Source organism: Candidatus Palauibacter soopunensis, from assembly GCF_947581735.1.
Classification (GTDB): Bacteria; Gemmatimonadota; Gemmatimonadetes; order Palauibacterales; family Palauibacteraceae; genus Palauibacter; species Palauibacter soopunensis.
In genome coordinates this window covers 511421-527483 of sequence record NZ_CANPVT010000002.1, presented here as the reverse complement: position 1 = coordinate 527483, position 16063 = coordinate 511421, and the positions used below count along the sequence as shown (strand labels likewise).

15 protein-coding genes and 9 tRNA genes are annotated in these 16063 nt (G+C 69.5%); 13 read left to right on the top strand and 11 right to left on the bottom strand.

Annotation, left to right across the window (positions count from 1 at the left end; translation table 11 throughout):
* Window positions 1-4: 4 nt before the first annotated feature.
* The gene (locus tag RN901_RS02580) at window positions 5-580 is read right to left on the bottom strand and encodes a VanZ family protein (protein ID WP_310755604.1); all 576 of its coding nucleotides are present in this window, start codon (window positions 578-580) and stop codon (window positions 5-7) included.
* A 134-nt stretch (window positions 581-714) separates the two neighbouring features.
* Here RN901_RS02580 and RN901_RS02575 point away from each other — a divergent pair, with 134 nt between their 5' ends.
* Window positions 715-1791 carry a hypothetical protein gene (locus RN901_RS02575; protein ID WP_310755601.1) on the top strand — a complete coding sequence of 359 codons (1077 nt, stop codon included), beginning with the start codon at window positions 715-717 and terminating at the stop codon, window positions 1789-1791.
* Window positions 1792-1856: 65 nt separating this feature from the next.
* On the opposite strand, the gene RN901_RS02570 is transcribed toward RN901_RS02575, so the two are convergent.
* From RN901_RS02570 to ggt, 10 genes are all read right to left on the bottom strand, one after another.
* A tRNA-Lys gene (locus RN901_RS02570) sits at window positions 1857-1929 on the bottom strand.
* Between the two features lie 37 nt (window positions 1930-1966).
* Window positions 1967-2039 (bottom strand) — tRNA-Ala (locus RN901_RS02565).
* A gap of 63 nt (window positions 2040-2102) precedes the next feature.
* Window positions 2103-2174, bottom strand: a tRNA-Glu gene (locus RN901_RS02560).
* Window positions 2175-2201: 27 nt separating this feature from the next.
* Window positions 2202-2276, bottom strand: a tRNA-Arg gene (locus tag RN901_RS02555).
* Window positions 2277-2302: 26 nt separating this feature from the next.
* Window positions 2303-2374: transfer RNA gene (locus RN901_RS02550), tRNA-Thr, on the bottom strand.
* A 3-nt stretch (window positions 2375-2377) separates the two neighbouring features.
* Window positions 2378-2450: transfer RNA gene (locus RN901_RS02545), tRNA-Trp, on the bottom strand.
* Between the two features lie 41 nt (window positions 2451-2491).
* A tRNA-Phe gene (locus RN901_RS02540) sits at window positions 2492-2564 on the bottom strand.
* Window positions 2565-2600: 36 nt separating this feature from the next.
* Window positions 2601-2673, bottom strand: a tRNA-Asn gene (locus RN901_RS02535).
* A 75-nt stretch (window positions 2674-2748) separates the two neighbouring features.
* Window positions 2749-2822 (bottom strand) — tRNA-Met (locus RN901_RS02530).
* Between the two features lie 36 nt (window positions 2823-2858).
* Window positions 2859-4640, bottom strand: coding sequence for a gamma-glutamyltransferase (gene ggt, locus RN901_RS02525; RefSeq protein ID WP_310755599.1), 1782 nt, complete (start codon window positions 4638-4640; stop codon window positions 2859-2861).
* A gap of 139 nt (window positions 4641-4779) precedes the next feature.
* Here ggt and RN901_RS02520 point away from each other — a divergent pair, with 139 nt between their 5' ends.
* From RN901_RS02520 to RN901_RS02465, 12 genes are all read left to right on the top strand, one after another.
* A complete protein-coding gene (locus RN901_RS02520) occupies window positions 4780-5370 on the top strand; it encodes a cob(I)yrinic acid a,c-diamide adenosyltransferase (RefSeq protein WP_310755596.1) in 591 nt (196 codons plus the stop codon).
* 7 nt (window positions 5371-5377) lie between these two features.
* Window positions 5378-6253: a prolyl oligopeptidase family serine peptidase gene (locus RN901_RS02515; protein ID WP_310755593.1), complete on the top strand. Its 876-nt coding sequence runs from the start codon at window positions 5378-5380 to the stop codon at window positions 6251-6253.
* Between the two features lie 5 nt (window positions 6254-6258).
* On the top strand, window positions 6259-6783 hold the full coding sequence (locus tag RN901_RS02510) for a nuclear transport factor 2 family protein (RefSeq protein WP_310755590.1): 525 nt from the start codon (window positions 6259-6261) through the stop codon (window positions 6781-6783).
* Window positions 6784-6790: 7 nt separating this feature from the next.
* Window positions 6791-8026: an FAD-dependent oxidoreductase gene (locus RN901_RS02505; RefSeq protein WP_310755587.1), complete on the top strand. Its 1236-nt coding sequence runs from the start codon at window positions 6791-6793 to the stop codon at window positions 8024-8026.
* Between the two features lie 150 nt (window positions 8027-8176).
* Window positions 8177-8467, top strand: a complete 291-nt coding sequence (locus RN901_RS02500; protein WP_345782344.1) for a metal-sulfur cluster assembly factor — start codon at window positions 8177-8179, stop codon at window positions 8465-8467.
* 36 nt (window positions 8468-8503) lie between these two features.
* Entirely contained in the window at window positions 8504-9028 is a 525-nt protein-coding gene (locus RN901_RS02495) for an FxsA family protein (RefSeq protein ID WP_310755582.1), read from the top strand.
* Window positions 9029-9062: 34 nt separating this feature from the next.
* Complete coding sequence (locus RN901_RS02490; RefSeq protein ID WP_310755580.1) at window positions 9063-9893, top strand: intradiol ring-cleavage dioxygenase; 831 nt, start codon at window positions 9063-9065, stop codon at window positions 9891-9893.
* Between the two features lie 73 nt (window positions 9894-9966).
* The gene (locus RN901_RS02485; protein ID WP_310755577.1) at window positions 9967-10560 is read left to right on the top strand and encodes a hypothetical protein; all 594 of its coding nucleotides are present in this window, start codon (window positions 9967-9969) and stop codon (window positions 10558-10560) included.
* 26 nt (window positions 10561-10586) lie between these two features.
* Window positions 10587-12278: a multicopper oxidase family protein gene (locus RN901_RS02480; RefSeq protein ID WP_310755575.1), complete on the top strand. Its 1692-nt coding sequence runs from the start codon at window positions 10587-10589 to the stop codon at window positions 12276-12278.
* 60 nt (window positions 12279-12338) lie between these two features.
* On the top strand, window positions 12339-13712 hold the full coding sequence (locus RN901_RS02475) for a hypothetical protein (RefSeq protein WP_310755572.1): 1374 nt from the start codon (window positions 12339-12341) through the stop codon (window positions 13710-13712).
* A 10-nt stretch (window positions 13713-13722) separates the two neighbouring features.
* The gene (locus tag RN901_RS02470) at window positions 13723-15513 is read left to right on the top strand and encodes a carbohydrate kinase family protein (RefSeq protein ID WP_310755570.1); all 1791 of its coding nucleotides are present in this window, start codon (window positions 13723-13725) and stop codon (window positions 15511-15513) included.
* A gap of 47 nt (window positions 15514-15560) precedes the next feature.
* Window positions 15561-16049: a nuclear transport factor 2 family protein gene (locus RN901_RS02465; protein ID WP_310755567.1), complete on the top strand. Its 489-nt coding sequence runs from the start codon at window positions 15561-15563 to the stop codon at window positions 16047-16049.
* The last annotated feature ends 14 nt before the right edge of the window (window positions 16050-16063 follow it).

Below are 16063 nucleotides of genomic sequence, written 5' to 3'. Positions count from 1 at the left end.
CGAGCTAGGTCCGGTGCCGCCACCTTCCGATCAGGCGGCGTACCCAGCGGATCGAGACGCTCGAGCCGACCGCGAGGACGCTCGCCAGCAGGTCGAACCCGATGTCGAACAGGTCGAACGTGCGGCTGGGGAGGAAGAACTGGATGCACTCGTCCACCACGCCGACCGCCGTCGTCAGCGCGATGGCCAGCACGGCCGGTACCGGGACGCGCCTCCCGTGGGCCGTCCGCTCCACCAGGGCCTCGTGGATGATGAGCGCCAGCACCGCGTACTCGATGAGATGGGAACGCTCGGCCGCGGCGATCCCCCGGGCGAAACCGAGGACGGCGATCGCGGCGACGCCCAGCGCGAAGCCGACCTCCACGCCGCGCGACCGTTCCCTCAACCCCTGTACCAGAATCATGATCCCGATCAGGAGCATGCCGGCGCTGAACATGGTGGGGGTGAGTTCGAGCAGCCCGCTCTCGCGCAGCGCGTCGGCCAGCGTTCGCGCGAGATCGGCCGTCGCGTAGATCGCCACGACCACGGCCAGCGCCCACAGCCACAGGCGCCTTTCCCGGTTGGACGAGAATTCCGGCATCCGCATCTCCATCCCGGCTCGGGCGGACGGCCACCCCGTGAACCATCGCGCAACGAGCCATATGATTAGAAAGTGACGACCCTTCTGTGTCGCTGAGACGCTGAACCGCGAGGGAAGTTCCGATGAAGGTAACGATGATTCGCGCAACGGTCGCGGTGGCGCTGTTCGCCGCCGTGTCGATCCCGATCGCACGGGCGCAGGATGGCGGTGCCTTGCCGCGCACGCCGGACGGACGCCCCGACCTGCAGGGGAACTGGACGAACGGGACGATCACGCCCATCGAACGGCCCCAGGGTTTCGAGGCCGTGCTCACGCCCGAGCAGGTCGCCGAGATCGAGGGCGGCCGGCAGGAGTGCATCGAGACGCACTCGGGATCCAGCGATCCGGACCGTGACGCGCCGGCGGAGGGCGGCACCACCATCGGGTGCGACTTCGTTCTGGAGGCGGCGGCCGGCGGCACGGGCGGCTATAACCTCTTCTATCTGGACCGGGGAGATCAGGTCGCCGTCGTGAACGGAGAACCGCGCAGTTCCCTCCTCATGGTGCCGAAGGATGGCCGCATTCCCGCGCGCACGGCGGAAGCCCAGCAGCGACTCGGCGGGCTCCTCGCGGTCCGCGGACGGCACGGCGAGTACGACAACCCCGAGAACCGGCCCCTCTCGGAGCGCTGCATCGTCTCCTTCGGGTCCAACGCCGGCCCTCCCATGCTTCCCAACTACTTCTACAACAACAACTACACCATCGTGCAGACCCCCGACCATCTCATGATCATGACGGAGATGGTGCACGACGCCCGCATCATCCCGATCGGTGTCGCTCCCGACTCTGGAGAGTCCGACGAGACCGGCGCCCCGTCATCGTTCCCGGATGCGATCCGGCCCTGGTTCGGGGATTCCCGCGGCTGGTGGGAGGACGACACCCTCGTGATCGAGACGACGAAGCTCAATCCGCAGCAACTCACCGGCTACCGCGAGTTCTTCGGCGCGAGTCCGAGCATGAAGATCACGGAACGGCTCACGCGCGTGGACGCGAACACGATCAACTATGAGTTCCTGATCGACGACCCGGACACGTGGGAGACCCCGTGGGGCGGCGAGGTCCCGTTCGTGAGAATGGACGACCTCCTCTACGAATACGCCTGCCACGAGGCGAACTACGCCCTGGAGAACGTCCTGCGGGGCGCCCGCGCCCAGGAGCGCGAGAACCGATAAGGCGCAAGCCGGCCCCCGAGGAGCGAGGCGAGGCGGCAGGCGAAACGAGGATGCCGGTGGGGGAATGCGCCGTCAGGGAGTCGAACCCCGAACCTACTGATTAAGAGTCAGTTGCTCTGCCAATTGAGCTAACGGCGCGTACGGTCTCGCGACCTCGATCCCGAGGCGGCGAGAATGGAGCCGAGGGGATTCGAACCCCTGACCTCTGCAATGCCATTGCAGCGCTCTCCCAGCTGAGCTACGGCCCCGCGCTTCCTGCTTCCGCTTCCGTGGACGGGCGGTCCGCACTCCCGCCCGGTCGTCCGCTCCAGTACCCCCAAGGGGAATCGAACCCCTATCTCCACCTTGAAAGAGTGGTGTCCTAGCCGTTGGACGATGGGGGCTCGTGCCGCTGTCGTCCCCTTCTGCCACGCGCCCGCCAGGACTCGAACCTGGGACCCCCGGCTTAGAAGGCCGGTGCTCTGATCCAACTGAGCTACGGGCGCCCGCTATCCCGTTCCAAGCTGCTCCAAGCTCGCGGCGGGATTTGAACCCGCGACCTCATCCTTACCAAGGATGCGCTCTACCCCTGAGCTACGCGAGCCGACAGGGGCGGAGGGACTCGAACCCCCAACCGCCGGTTTTGGAGACCGGTGCTCTACCAATTGAGCTACGCCCCTCTGCCGCTTCCCGCGAACCGGCCGTTGGCGGCCCGTGGCAATGGCTGGGGGCGGAGTCGAACCGCCGACACCGGCGTTTTCAGCGCCGTGCTCTACCGCCTGAGCTACCCAGCCCTTTTGGCAGCCCGTGGCAAGAGCCCTGCTGCCCTACTCCGGGGGTGGGATTCGAACCCACGACCTAGTGGTTAACAGCCACCCGCTCTGGCCACTGAGCTACCCCGGATCATACCCCCGTCCCGCAAAAGGGATCGGAGAGCAAAACGCCTCGCCCCGCAGCTTTGCGAGGCGAGGCGAAAGATAGCGGGGGCAGGATTCGAACCTGCGACCTTCGGGTTATGAGCCCGACGAGCTACCAGACTGCTCCACCCCGCAGCGCGACCCGCAGGATACAAATGCACAAGGGAGGTGTCAACCTGTTGTGGCCGATCCTCCGCCCCATCCGCGCGGGTCCGGTCCTCCCGTCAGTTGCCCGGTATCCGGGTCGATCCCGACCGCATGGAGTTGCGCGACGAACGCGTCGTTCGCGACGTCGAGACCACGCCCTTCGAGCTCCTCCTTCAGGTGATGATAGAGCTGCGGCTCGAGTTCGAGCAGGTGATCCTCCCAGTGCCAGCGCGGGACGGAGACGGCTTCGAGCGCCGACATGCCGAAGTCGACCGTATTGCTGATCGTGTGCTGGACGGCGCCCAGGATCCGGGTGCCGCCCGCCGCGCCCGTGACCAGGATCGGCTGCCCGTCCCGCAGCACGATCGCCGGCGAGATTCCCGTGATGCGCGCCTTCCCCGGTTCGATGCTGTTCGGACGGCCGGCGACCGGGTTGAACTGGAACATGCAGTTGTTCCACGTGAAGCCGAGGCCTTCGGTGACGACCCCCGAGGCGGAGCCGAGCGTGTGCGTGAGCGCCACGCAGTTCCCGGCTCGGTCGGCGGTCGAAAGGTGCGTCGTGTCGGGCCCTTCCGGCGGCTCCTCGACGACGTCGGGCGGGAGTTCGCGCCGGTCGATGAAGTCCCGCAGTTCGGCGGCGCGGTCCTTCGACACGAGGATGTCCGTCGGGTCGTCGATGAACTTCGGGTCGCCGTGGTACCGGCGCCGGTCGATGAAGGAGAGGATCTGGGCCCGGCCCAGGAGTTCCACGTGGTCCGCCTTCCCGTGTTCGAGGCCCGGCACGTCGTAGCCCTCGAGGAGGTTCAGGATCTCGATGACCTGGGCGCCGCTGCCCGGAAGGGCGTTCGAGAACACCTCGTGTCCGCGATAGGTGCCGTGCACCGGGTCGTAGACGTCGGGCGTGTACGCCTCGAGATCGGCCATCGTGATGAGGCCCTCGTTGCGCTCGAAGTCCGCCGCGATGCGCTCGGCGATCTCGCCCCGGTAGACCACGTCGGCGCCACCCTCGGCGATGAGTTCGAGCGTGCGGCCGTAGTCCCGCTGCACGAGTCGTTCCCGCGCCCGCCACGGCACGCCGTCGTTGAGGAAGATGCGCGCGGAGGCCTCGGTCGTCCGGACCTTCGTGAAGAACGGTACGACGCCCGAGGACGACTCCGTCCGGGTCGTGAAGCCGCGCGCCAGGGCGCCGGGGATCTCGAAGCCGTCGTACGCGAGCCGGATCGCCGGCTCGACGAGTTCGGCCCACGGCCGGGTCCCGAACCGCGTCCACGCCTCCCACAGGCCGGCAATCGTGCCCGGCGTAACGACCGCCTTGTAGCCGATCTGGTTGATGTCGCCGCGCACCTTCCAGCGGTCCGCGTGCCCGTAGATCCGCCCCTCGAGCGCGCTGCGGTAGATGTCGGGCGTGGCCCGGCTCCCCGCACGCCCGTGGAAGTCGATGGACGTGGCGCGTCGGGTGCTCGCGTCGTACACGACCATGCAACCGAAGCCGCCCACGCCGGCCGAGAACGGCGTCGTGATGAACTGCGCGAACGCCGTCGCGACGGCCGCGTCGATCGCGTTGCCGCCGCGCCTGAGGGCGCCGACTCCGGCCTCGACGGCGATCGGCCCGCGCGCCACGACGATCCCGCCGCCACCGCCCGGCGTGCCGGTATCCGATGCGCTCACCGCGGTCTCTTCGCCGTCTGGCCCGCACCCGCCGAGCGAGCCCGCCGCGACGGCGCCCACCCCGGCCGCCGCCGTCGCGATGAAGGCCCGTCGTGACTGCCTGTCCACAGGTCCGAGGTCGGTTCCGTCGGTCTTCACGTCACGACTCCCTGTTGGCGGTGCCAGATGGCGCTGGCGGTCCAGGTGGCGGCGTTTCGCCGCGGGCTGTTAAGGTTCGCTTATCAGCGTGGCGCACCACGCGCGGCACGCGGCCAAACCCGATTACGGCCGGTCCCGATTGAAGATATACACGAAAGGCGGGGACGGAGGGGAGACCACGCTCCTCGGCGGCGCGCGGGTCCCGAAGGACGATGCGCGGGTCGCGGCGTACGGCACGGTCGACGAACTCAACGCCGCGATCGGAGTGGCGCTCGCCCTCGATCCGGACGCCGCGACGCTCGGTGAATCGGGGCCGGCGCTCGGCGCCGTCCAGGAGGATCTGTTCACGATCGGGGCCCGCCTCGCCGCCGCCAATCCCGACCGGTTGCTGCGGAAGGGCACGATTCCCGTGCTCTCCGCCGATCGGATCGACGCGCTCGAGGCCTGGATCGACGCGCTGGACGCCGAGCTTCCCGCGCTCGAGGCCTTCGTCCTGCCCGGCGGATCGCCCCTCGCCGCGCAGTTGCACGTCGCGCGCACCGTCTGTCGGCGGGCCGAACGGGGCGTCACGGCTCTCCTCGATGGCCAGCCCGATCTCGCCGAAGTCGTCGTCCCCTACATCAACCGTCTCTCCGACCTGCTGTTCACGCTCGCCCGGGCCGCGAACGGGCGCGCCGGCCGGGAGGACGCGATGTGGCTGCCCCAGCGGCAGCGGGACGAAGCCGGGTGATGAAGGCATGATGCGGACCGTGACGCGCACCCCGTTTCGACTCACGCCGCCGGGCGCGGACCTCCGCGGCGACTACCGGTCGGTCGTTGCTCCGCTCGGGGGAACCGACGACGACGGAGCCGGTGCGGCCGACGGCGCGGCGCTCGTCGTCTGCCACGGCTTCAAGGGGTTCAAGGACTGGGGCTTCTTTCCCCACCTCTGCGAACAACTCGCCGAGCGGACGGGGATCCCCGTCGTCTCCTTCAACTTCGACGGCTCCGGCGTACGCGACTCGGACTTCGATGACCTGGAGGCCTTCAGCCACAACACCTTCTCCCGTGAACTGTGGGATCTCGAAGCCATCCTCGATGGACTCTCGGCGGGCCGGCTCGGCAACGTCGACGTCGCCCCCGCTACGCGCTTCGGCCTGCTCGGGCACAGCCGGGGCGGCGCCACCTGCATCCTGAAGGCGGGGCTCCGGTCCCAGGTTCGGGCGCTCGTCACCTGGGCCTCGATCTCCTCGGTCACGCGCTACGAGAGCTTCGCCGACCGGTGGGACGCCGGGGAAACCGTGATCATCCCGAACGCGCGCACGAAGCAGGACATGCCGCTCGAGCGGAACGTGCTCGACGACATGCGCGCGAACCGGGAGCGCCTCGACGTGCTCGACAGCGCCGCGAGCCTGCGGATTCCAGTCACGGTGGTGCACGGGACGGCCGACGAGTCCGTGCCTTTCAGCGACGCCTGGCGCATCGCCGACGCCGTGGGCGACCTCGCGCGGCTCGTCGGGGTAGATGGTGGGACGCACACATTCCAGACCGGACACCCGTTCGCGGGGACGACGCCGGAACTCGACGAAGCGATCGACGCGTCGGTCGAACTGTTCACGCGTGGACTCAAGTGAGACGAATGATCCGAAACCGATCGAGCCGGAGGCGACGTTCAGGGCTCGCGGCGGCGACGGCGGTCGCCCTGGCCGCCGGACTCATGGCGGGGGGCTGCGAGTTCGTGCGGCTGGACAGCAACGGCGCTCCGGCGCCGGACGAGGGGCCCGATCTCGCCGAGCAGGTCGCCTCCCTGCTCGACCGGCAGGCGGCGGCGTGGAACGCGGGCGATCTCGACGGGTTCATGAGCGCCTACTCCCCATCGCCGACCACGACCTATATCGGATCGACCGGACTCATCGAAGGCTACGACGGGATTCGGGAGCGATACGCCCCGGACTTCGCGGAGGGCGCGGCGCGGGACAGCCTCCGCTTCGAGGGCCTGCGGGTCCGGGAAGTGGACGAGCGGGTCGGCGTCGCGACGGCGCGCTACGTCCTCGAACGCGAGGGGACGGTCACATCGACGGGGCCGTTCACGCTCGTCCTGCTGAACGTGGAAGGGGCCTGGCTCATCGTCCACGACCAGTCGGCCGAAGACGGCGGGGGCTGACCTGCGGATGAAGAGCTTCGACTACGTCATAGTGGGGGGCGGCCTCGCCGCGGTCTCGGCCGTGGACGGGATCCGCGAGATCGACCGCGAAGGCTCGATCGCCATGTTCGCGGAGGAGCCGGACCCTCCGTATCACCGGCCTCCCCTGTCCAAGGAGTTCCTGCAGGCGGAAGGGGCGCCGCGGGACCTGCTGCACGTGAAGCCGACGCGCTGGTTCGAGGAGCAGGCGGACGGACTCACGCTGTTCACGGACGCGCCGGTGAAGCGCCTGGACGCTCGCTCCATGACCGTCGATACGGCCGAGGGAGACGCGATTCGAGGCGGGCGGATTCTGATCGCGACGGGCGGGCGGGCGAAGCGGCTCGAGGTGCCGGGAAGCCATCTCCCCGGCGTGTCGACGCTCCGCACCGCGGCCGATTCCGAGCAACTGCGCGAGCTGGCCCGCGGGGCGTCTCGCGTCGTGCTCGTCGGCGCCGGCTTCATCGGGATGGAACTGGCCTCATCGCTGTCGAAGTTCGACGTCGATGCCGTCGTCGCGGAGGTGGAGCCGCGCGTCTGGGCGCGCGTCTTCCCCGAGACGATCGCCGGTTTCCTCCGCCGCTACTTCGAGGAGCGCGGCGTGCGGTTCATGATGGGCTCCGGCGTGGCCGCCTTCGAAGGCGAGGGACGCCTTGCGCGGGTCGTCCTGGACAGCGGCGAGGAGGTCCCCGCCGACGTTGCGATCGTCGGCGTCGGGATGTCGCCGAACGAAGAACTCGGCGCCGAAGCCGGCCTCGCGGTCCAGGACGGGATCGTCGTGGACGGGTTCGCGGAGACGACGGCCGCCCACATCTACGCGGCGGGCGACGTGGCCCGCTTCCCGGATCCCATGGGGGGCGGACTGTCGCGTCTCGAACACTGGGATCACGCCCGCGCGCACGGGCGCCACGCAGGCCGCAACATGGCCGGCGCGCGGGAGGCGTTCGACCATCTCTCCTATTTCTTCACGCACGTGTTCGACCTCAGCATCAACGTGTTCGGAGAGACGGCCGCCGTGGACCGCACGATCGTCTCTGGCGAACTCGGCTCGGGCCGCTCGATCGTGTACTGCGTGACGGACAATCGGCTCACCGGCACGATCCTCATCAACGCGACGGGCGCGATGGAGGACTGCCGGGCGCTGGTGCGCGCGCGCCCCACCGTAGAGGATCTGTTGAAGGAATTCGAGAAGCCGGGTGTGCGCCCCGGAGAGCTGGTCGGATAGTGGATCGGTGACGGACACGGCTGAAAGGTGACGGATACGATGGAATCGAAGGATACGAGGGACCCGATGGACGGTATGGGCCCGGCCGATGAAACCGCGTCGGCGGACGAAGCCCAATCGGCCGCGCCGACGTCCGGAGTGACGCCCGAGATCGAGGAGAAGGTGCGGACTGCGCTTCGCACCGTGACGGATCCCGAACTCGGCATCAACATCGTGGATCTCGGACTCGTGTACGATGTCGAGGTCGAGGAGGGCGAGGCGAAGGTCACGATGACGCTGACGAGCCCCGGCTGCCCGGCGGGCGGTCAGATTCTCGGGGGCGCCAAGGACGCGGCCGAGTCGGTGGACGGCGTGGAGGAGGCGGTCGTGAGCCTCGTGTGGAAGCCGTTCTGGACGCCCGAGAGGATCGACCCGGCGGTGCGGGCGATGATGGGCTTCTGACGGTGTCCGTATTCTGATGGCCGCACGGTTCTGACCATGCTTCTTCGGCTGTTCCTGCTGTTCACGATCGTCCCCGTCGTCGAACTCGCGCTCCTCATTCAAATCGGAGGTCTGCTCGGACTCGGGCCGACGCTCCTGCTCGTCATGGGGACGGGGTTCGCCGGCGCGTGGCTCGCGCGGCGCGAAGGTCTGCGGGGCTGGCTGGCCGTCCGTGACGAACTCCAGGGCGGCCAGCTTCCGGGCGAGTCGCTCGTCCATGCGCTCCTGATCCTCGTCGCGGGCATCGTGCTGATCACCCCGGGTGTCATTACGGACATCGCCGGAATCCTGCTGCTCATCCCGCCGGTGAGGCGGAGCCTCATCGCCCGGGTCCGGGAGCGGCTCAGCGCCCAGATCGAGCGCGGCACGATCCAGGTGATGAGCGGATCCGGCGGGGGGTTCAGCGGCCTGTACGGCAACTTCGGGGCGCGCCCCGGGACCGGCGGATCGGGTCGCGGCGGTGGGCCGCGGACCTCACGGCGGGAGATCATCATCGAGGAGAACGAGCCGGACGGCGACTGACGCCCGGGCTGCCAGAGACTCTGGAGGTGCGGCAATGGAGCACGAGGACATTGAACGGGGTCGGGTACTGACGCGGCGCGAGGCTCTCGCCGCCCTCGGCGTCGGGGGCGGGACGCTGGCCGCCGGTCGGTGGGTTCTGGGAACGGGCACCCCTCTCGCCGCCCAGGCGGACGGGATCGCCCGCGCGCTGCCCGCCTGCGTGGCGAAGCCCGAACAGACCGAAGGGCCGTTCTTCGTCGACGCGCGGCTCGAACGCTCCGACATCCGGTCCGATCCGTCGACCGGAACGGTGAGCGAGGGCATCCCGCTGACGCTCAGGTTCAACCTCTCGCGAATCTCCCGGGGCGACTGTTCGGCGCTTCCCGGCGCGCTGATCGACGTGTGGCAGTGCGACGCCGACGGCGTGTACTCGGGCGTGGAGGACGACGGCGCGCCCGAATCGGCGAGGGAACGGCACTTCCTCCGGGGCTACCAGCGCACGGACGAGGAGGGGCTGGCCCGTTTCACGACGGTCTTTCCGGGCTGGTACCGCGGGCGCGCCGTGCACGTACACTTCAAGGTGCGCACCGACGTCTCCGGCCAGCCGTACGAGTTCACCTCGCAGCTCTACTTCGACGAGGCGCTCACGGACGAAGTGCACGCGCAGGCGCCGTACGCGGCGCGCGGGCGGCGCCCCGTGACCAACGCGGACGACGGCATCTTTCGCCGCGACGGTGGCGAGAGCCTGATGGCCCGGGTCAGCGAGACGGACCACGGATACGCGGCCACCTTCGACCTGGGCCTCGATCTCACGGATGCCGAGACCGGCCGGCCCGACGGCCGCAGCGGCAGACGCGGGAGGGCCGAGCGGCCCGCGTCGGACTGAGGGTCGACCGCCGGGTGCGCGCGCGCGGCCGCCGGCGCTTGCAAGGCGGGGCGCCGGAATCGACCTTTCGAACATGAAGAGCATGAAACCGCACGCCGGCGCGATCGGCGCCACCGCCGTCTTCGGGATCGCCCTCGGCTCGCTCGTATCGGGCGAGGCACGGGCTGCCGGGCCGAGTGACATCCCGGCTCCGGCCGGCGCGGCGCCGTGGGTTGACGCAACGCCCCGGATCGACGCCTGCCTCGTCACGCCCGAAGTGGTTCCCCTCTCGGGCACGCAGAGCGCCCCCGGGAGCCGCGGATCGATGACGCTCACGCAGCCCGGCTCGCCGTTCGAGATCACCGTGGACGACGGCGGCTTCCAGACGTTCGACATCGAGATCCAGGTCGACCGGCTGCGCCGCCGCGGCGAGGCGGTCTACGTCGCGTGGGCCGCGAAGCCCGAACTCGACGAGTGGGTGCAGCTCGGCACGCTCGGCGAAGAGAACCGGCTCACGGCGCGGCTCGCGTGGAACCAGTTCCTCGTGTTCGTGAGCGAGGAGGCGTCGACCGACGTCGAGCGCTGGCAGGGGCCGATCGTGCTCACCGGCCTCTCCCCCTCCGGCCGGCTGCACACGATGGCCGGCCACGGCCCGTTCGAGGCCATGAACTGCCAGCTCTACTTCTGACCCCACCCGAGCGGCGACCGAAGACAGTGCGCTACCTCGCCGTCGCCGCGACCATCTCCGCGCTGCTGCCGCTGGGCACCGCCCCGGCGGCCGGGCAGCAGCACGCGGGCCACATGATGGCGACGGACAGCATGGGGGCCGTGTGGCGCATGCCGCCGCAACCGATCCCGATGCCGATGATGCTTCCGGGCCTGATGGGCGCCGTCCCCGGGGTGACTCCGTACCTGCCCGACCCCGGCCACGATCCCGCGATGCTTCCGGAGGCGGTCTTCCGCGAGGTCGTGGAGATGGCCGACGGCGACACGCTCCGCCTCGAGGCCGGGTTCGTGCGGCGCACGATCGGGATGCGGACCTTCACGATGTACGGCTTCAACGGGCAGTATCCCGGACCCCTCATCCGCGTCCCGCAGGGCGCGGAGATCATCGTCCTGTTCACGAACCACATCGACCTGCCCACCGCGGTCCACTGGCACGGCCTGCGACTCGAGAACGAGTTCGACGGCGTGCCCGGCGTCACCCAGGACCCGGTCGCCCCGGGCGAGTCGTTCATGTACCGGGTCTACTTCCCCGACGCCGGTCTTTACTGGTACCACCCGCACCACCGCGAGGACATCCAGCAGGACCTCGGCCTGTACGGGAACATGCTCGTCGACGCGCCCGCCGCGGATTACTACGGCCCGGCGAACGGCGAGGACTTCCTCATGCTCGACGACCTGCTCGTCGACGACGGAGGACTCTTCCCCTGGGGACGCGAAGCCGCCGTGCAGACGCTGATGGGCCGCTTCGGGAACCAGTTGCTCGTGAACGGCGAGCCGCGCTGGGAGGCGACGGTCCGCCGCGGCGAGGTCCGCCGGCTCTACCTCACGAACGTCGCCAACACGCGCACCTTCAACCTCGTCCTCGAGGGCGCGGAGATGAAGCTGGTGGGCGCCGACGTGAGCAAGTTCGAGCGCGAGAGCGTCATCTCGAACGTCGTCCTCGCCCCGGCCCAGCGGTACATCGTCGACGCCCGCTTCGACGAACCGGGGACCTGGGCGCTCCTCAACCCGATCCAGGCCATCGACCACTTCAACGGCCGCTTCTATCCCCAGACCGACACGCTCGGCATTGTCACGGTCCTCGACGAACCGGTGGCGGAAGACCACGGGGACGCGTTCTCCACCTTGCGCGAGCACGCGGACGTCATCGACGACATCGACCGCTACCGTGCCGAGTTCGGCCGGCCCGTCGACCACGAGCTCGAACTCACCGTCCGGGTCGGGAACCTTCCCAGCGACATCGTCGCGGTGATGGCCATCGACACCCTCTACTTCCCACCCGTCGAGTGGACGGACGCGATGCCGATGATGAACTTCCTCTCGACATCGGAGAACCTGACCTGGATCCTGCGCGACACGGGGACGGGGAAGGAGAACCGGGACATCGACTGGCGCTTCACCGTGGGGGACGTGCGGAAGATCCGCATCCACAACCAGCGCCGCTCGTTCCACCCCATGCAGCACCCGATCCACATCCACGGCCAGCGCTTCCTCGTGCTCTCGAAGGACGGGGTGCCGTCGGACAATCTCGCCTGGAAGGACACGGTCGTGATCCCGGTCGGATCGACGTTCGACATCCTGCTGGAGGCTTCCAACTCTGGCCGATGGATGGCGCACTGCCATATTGCGGAGCACCTGGAGGCCGGCATGTCCATGGTGTTCACGGTGGACCCCGGCTAGCCGCGCGGCCGCGCCGATCCGGTTCGCCGCGGGGCGCGCTGCTTGAAAACGGAGGAAAGAATGAAGGTTGGAAATCGGACGCTGACTCTCGCCGCGGTCGCCGTGCTTGGAGCGGCCTTCGCCTCCCCGGCGGCCCTCGACGCCCAGGCGATCGATGTCGTGGAGCGCGGCAGCCGGAACATGGAAGTGCTCGGACACGTCCCGCTCGGCCCGCGGCTCAGCATCGCGGACATGGACATCGAACAGGAGATGCACCGGCCGTACGCGTACGTGGCGCGCATGCAGTACGGGCCGGTCGGCCCGAAGGGGCTGGACATCGTCTCGATCGAGGACCCGGAGAACCCCGAGGTGCTCTACGAGTGGCGGATCGAGGACCAGGATCTCCATCTGCGCACCGGCGGGATGGACGTGAAGCACTTCAAGTGGGGAGACCGCTACTACGTCGTGCAGTCGCTCCAGTTCGGGCAGGGCGGACCGGATTCGGACATGGGGGCCGTCGTCCTCGATGTGACGGGGCTACCCGACGCCTCGACGGTGCGTGAGGTGGCCCGCATCAAGGAGCCCGATCTCCCGGGCGGCTTCCACAACATCTTCATCTACAAGCACTCGAACATGAACGTGTATCTCGTCGCCACGGTCTCGGGACCGTACGCGGCCGTCTACGACCTCGGCGCCCTCGTCGACGGGCGCGGCGACGCGATGGTGGCTCAGATCCCGGTCCCGGATCAGGGGATGGAGGGGAACCGGCGGCGGGGATACCACGATTTCTATCTCGGCTATCACCCGGACACGGGGACGGACCGCTTCTACGGCGGGGGCACCGGCGGCTACTACATCTACGACGTGACGGATCTCCAGAATCCCCAGCTTCTGACGCAGATCGTCGGGGTCTCCGGGATTCGGAGCGGGCACACGTTCACGCCCACGCCGGACGGCAACTTCGCGATCGCGGAGACGGAGTATCAGTACGCGCCGCTCCGGATCTTCGACCTCCGGCCGGGGCTGAACGGCGAGGTGTCCGCGATCAACCGCCCGATCGCGGCGTGGACGGCGAACTGGAAGAACCTCGTCCACAACCACGAGGTGCGGTGGCCGCTCGTGTTTGTGTCCGGTTACCTGGACGGGCTCGTCGTGTTCAACATGATGGACCCCGAGAACCCGATCACGGTGGGTCACTACGACACCTATCTCGGGCCGCCGAACGTCGACCGGACGGCCGTGTTCAACGGCACGTTCGGGGTCGATGTCCGGAACGAGGACGGACTCATCGTGGTGAGCGACATGACGACGGGTCTGTGGACCTTCCGGATGGAGGGCTTCCAGGGGTGGAACGGCGACGACTGGGGCGTGCCGAACGTCTCCAGCGCCCAGGACTGGGACAACGGACCCGCCGGCGCGGCAGGGCGCATCACGACGGACCAGCAGGGCGACTGACGCCGACAGCATGAGCACCCGGCCACGGCTCCTCGTGGTCGGGAGCCCCTCCCTGGATCTCCTGCACTTCGGCGGCCGCTCCGTGCGGTCCGCCGGAGGCGCGGGACTCTATACGGCGCTCGCGGCGCAGCGGGTCGGGGCCGACGTCACGGTCGTCGCGCCGCGGCCCGATCCCATGCCGGCGGAACTCGCGCCGGCGGACCGCCTCCTCGACTGGCGGGGGCCGCCGGTCCCGCCCTCCGCGCTCCCCCACTTCGAGATCGAGTACTTCGCCGACGGCCGGACGGTCTATCGCCAGGCGGTGCGCGGTTCCGAGGGCGACATCCGCTACAGCGACATCCCCGACGCGGGCCCGGGGGCCTTCGCGTACGTCGTGCCGCTCCTCGACCCGGAACTGCAATTGGGGTTCGCGCGGCGGCTGGCCGCTGCGGGCGTGCGGGTCGGGTGCGGGACGTACGCGCCGGGGATTCGCCAGCATCAGGAGGTCGTCGCGCGGGTGGTGGAGGCCTCCCACTACTTCTTCTGCAACGAGGAGGAGGCCGAACTCCTCTTCGGGTCTCTCGACGACGTGGCCGTTGCGCCGGGGCGCGTGGTCTTCGTCACGCGGGGGCGGCTCGGGGCTCGCGTCGTCATGGGCGACCATCCGATCGACGTCCCCGCTCCCGAAGTCGAGCAGGTGGATCCGACGGGCGCCGGCGACACCTTCTGCGGGACGGCGCTGGCCCGGCTTGCGGCCGGAGACCACCCCGCCATAGCCGCGCGCGTTGCGGCGGTCCGTGCCGCGCAGACGGTAACGGGCATCGGCCCGGCGACCCTGCTCTCGGACGTCCCGCCGCCGGTGGCGCCACGGGATGTGCGGGTCCGCGTCGACCGGGGCCGCATTCGGCGGGTGGCCGAGGTCATCGCCTCGGCCCCGGAGGCCGCGGCGTTCGACTTCACCGGCCCCGACTTCCCCGAACCCGGCGATCCGGTCGCGCTCGATTTCTTCTTCGCCGCGACCGTGCAGCAGTTCGGTTTCTGGCGGGAGCGCGCGGGGCGTTACGAAGAACCCATGATCGCCTCTCTGGGGGGCCGGGCCCTCAAGGGGAGCGACTACCTGTGGGCCGCCTACCGGCGCTGGGCCCGCGAAGCCCCGGACGAACTCACTCCCGGCGGTCACGCCGCTCTCGACGACGCGGACTTCGACCATCGCCTGCGAGACGACGGAGGACACAACCCGCTCCCCGCGGGCACCCACCATCCGGCGTGCGCGCGGGCGTACGGACACAGCATGCTGGGCCTCGGCCTGACCCCGGCGTCGCTCCTGGCCGAAGCGGACGCCGCGAACCGGCCCCTCGCCCACTTTCTCGCTCGCCTCGATGCGATCGGCGGCTACAGGGAGGACCCGTGGCGGAAGAAGTCCGCCCTCCTCGCGGCGATCCTCAGCCAGCGCCCGGAGCGATTCCTGCGGCTCGGGGCGGGCGAAGACGTGCCGCCGATCGTCGACTACCATTGCCAGCGCAGCTGTCTCCGGCTCGGCGTCGTCTCCGTGCCCGACGAGACGCTGGCCGCGAAGCTCGCGAAGCGGGAGGTTGTGAGCGCGGAAGAGGAGGAGGCCGTGCGCGCCGCCTGCTACGAGGCGGTCGGAGAGATCCGGCGCTTGAGCGGGCGCTCCATGGGGGCCGTGGACTGGTTTTTCTTCCAGAACCGGACGCGTTGCCCGGAGATGACGGAGCCCGACTGCGCGGCCTGTCCGGCGGACGGCGCCTGCGCGCACCGGACCCGACTTTTCCAGCCGGTGTTTCGCACGACCGCGTATTGAAGCCGGGACGGTCTGTGCCGATCGACCACAGGAATCGGGAGAATCTCATGAGAAAGCTCGGAGCGACGTTGCTTCTCGCCGCGGCGATCCTCGTCACGCCCGCATACGCCGCCGCGCAGGATGACGCCGAAGCGGGGGCAGTCGCCGCCGTGCAGGCCTTGTTCGACGCCATGGCGGCCCGCGACGGCGACGCGATCCGCGGCCTGCTGACCGACGGCGCCACCTTCGTGGCCACGGCGGAGACCGCGGACGGGGTGCAGGTCCGGGAGAGCACGGGCGCGGACTTCGCCGCCTCCATCGGTCAGCCCGGGCCTGCCCTGCTGGAGCGGATGTGGGACCCGCACGTGATGATCGAGGGTCCGATCGCCGTCGTGTGGACGCCCTACGACTTCCATGTAGACGGGCAGTTCAGCCACTGCGGCATCGACGCCGTCAGCCTCGTGCAGACGGGAGACGGCTGGAAGATCTCCAGCATCGCCTACACGCGCGAAACCGAGAACTGCGAACCGAGCCCGCTGGGTCCGCCGGGCGGCTGAGGCCGCGCCGCCCG

Excerpts from the sequence above, each read along its gene's own strand:
- RN901_RS02580 (WP_310755604.1), bottom strand. The coding sequence starts at position 580 with ATGCCGGAATTCTCGTCCAACCGGGAAAGGCGCCTGTGGCTGTGGGCG.
- RN901_RS02575 (WP_310755601.1), top strand. The coding sequence starts at position 715 with ATGATTCGCGCAACGGTCGCGGTGGCGCTGTTCGCCGCCGTGTCGATC.
- RN901_RS02515 (WP_310755593.1), top strand. The coding sequence starts at position 5,378 with ATGATGCGGACCGTGACGCGCACCCCGTTTCGACTCACGCCGCCGGGC.
- RN901_RS02510 (WP_310755590.1), top strand. The coding sequence starts at position 6,259 with ATGATCCGAAACCGATCGAGCCGGAGGCGACGTTCAGGGCTCGCGGCG.
- RN901_RS02505 (WP_310755587.1), top strand. The coding sequence starts at position 6,791 with ATGAAGAGCTTCGACTACGTCATAGTGGGGGGCGGCCTCGCCGCGGTC.
- RN901_RS02495 (WP_310755582.1), top strand. The coding sequence starts at position 8,504 with ATGCTTCTTCGGCTGTTCCTGCTGTTCACGATCGTCCCCGTCGTCGAA.
- RN901_RS02490 (WP_310755580.1), top strand. The coding sequence starts at position 9,063 with ATGGAGCACGAGGACATTGAACGGGGTCGGGTACTGACGCGGCGCGAG.
- RN901_RS02485 (WP_310755577.1), top strand. The coding sequence starts at position 9,967 with ATGAAGAGCATGAAACCGCACGCCGGCGCGATCGGCGCCACCGCCGTC.
- RN901_RS02475 (WP_310755572.1), top strand. The coding sequence starts at position 12,339 with ATGAAGGTTGGAAATCGGACGCTGACTCTCGCCGCGGTCGCCGTGCTT.
- RN901_RS02470 (WP_310755570.1), top strand. The coding sequence starts at position 13,723 with ATGAGCACCCGGCCACGGCTCCTCGTGGTCGGGAGCCCCTCCCTGGAT.
- RN901_RS02465 (WP_310755567.1), top strand. The coding sequence starts at position 15,561 with ATGAGAAAGCTCGGAGCGACGTTGCTTCTCGCCGCGGCGATCCTCGTC.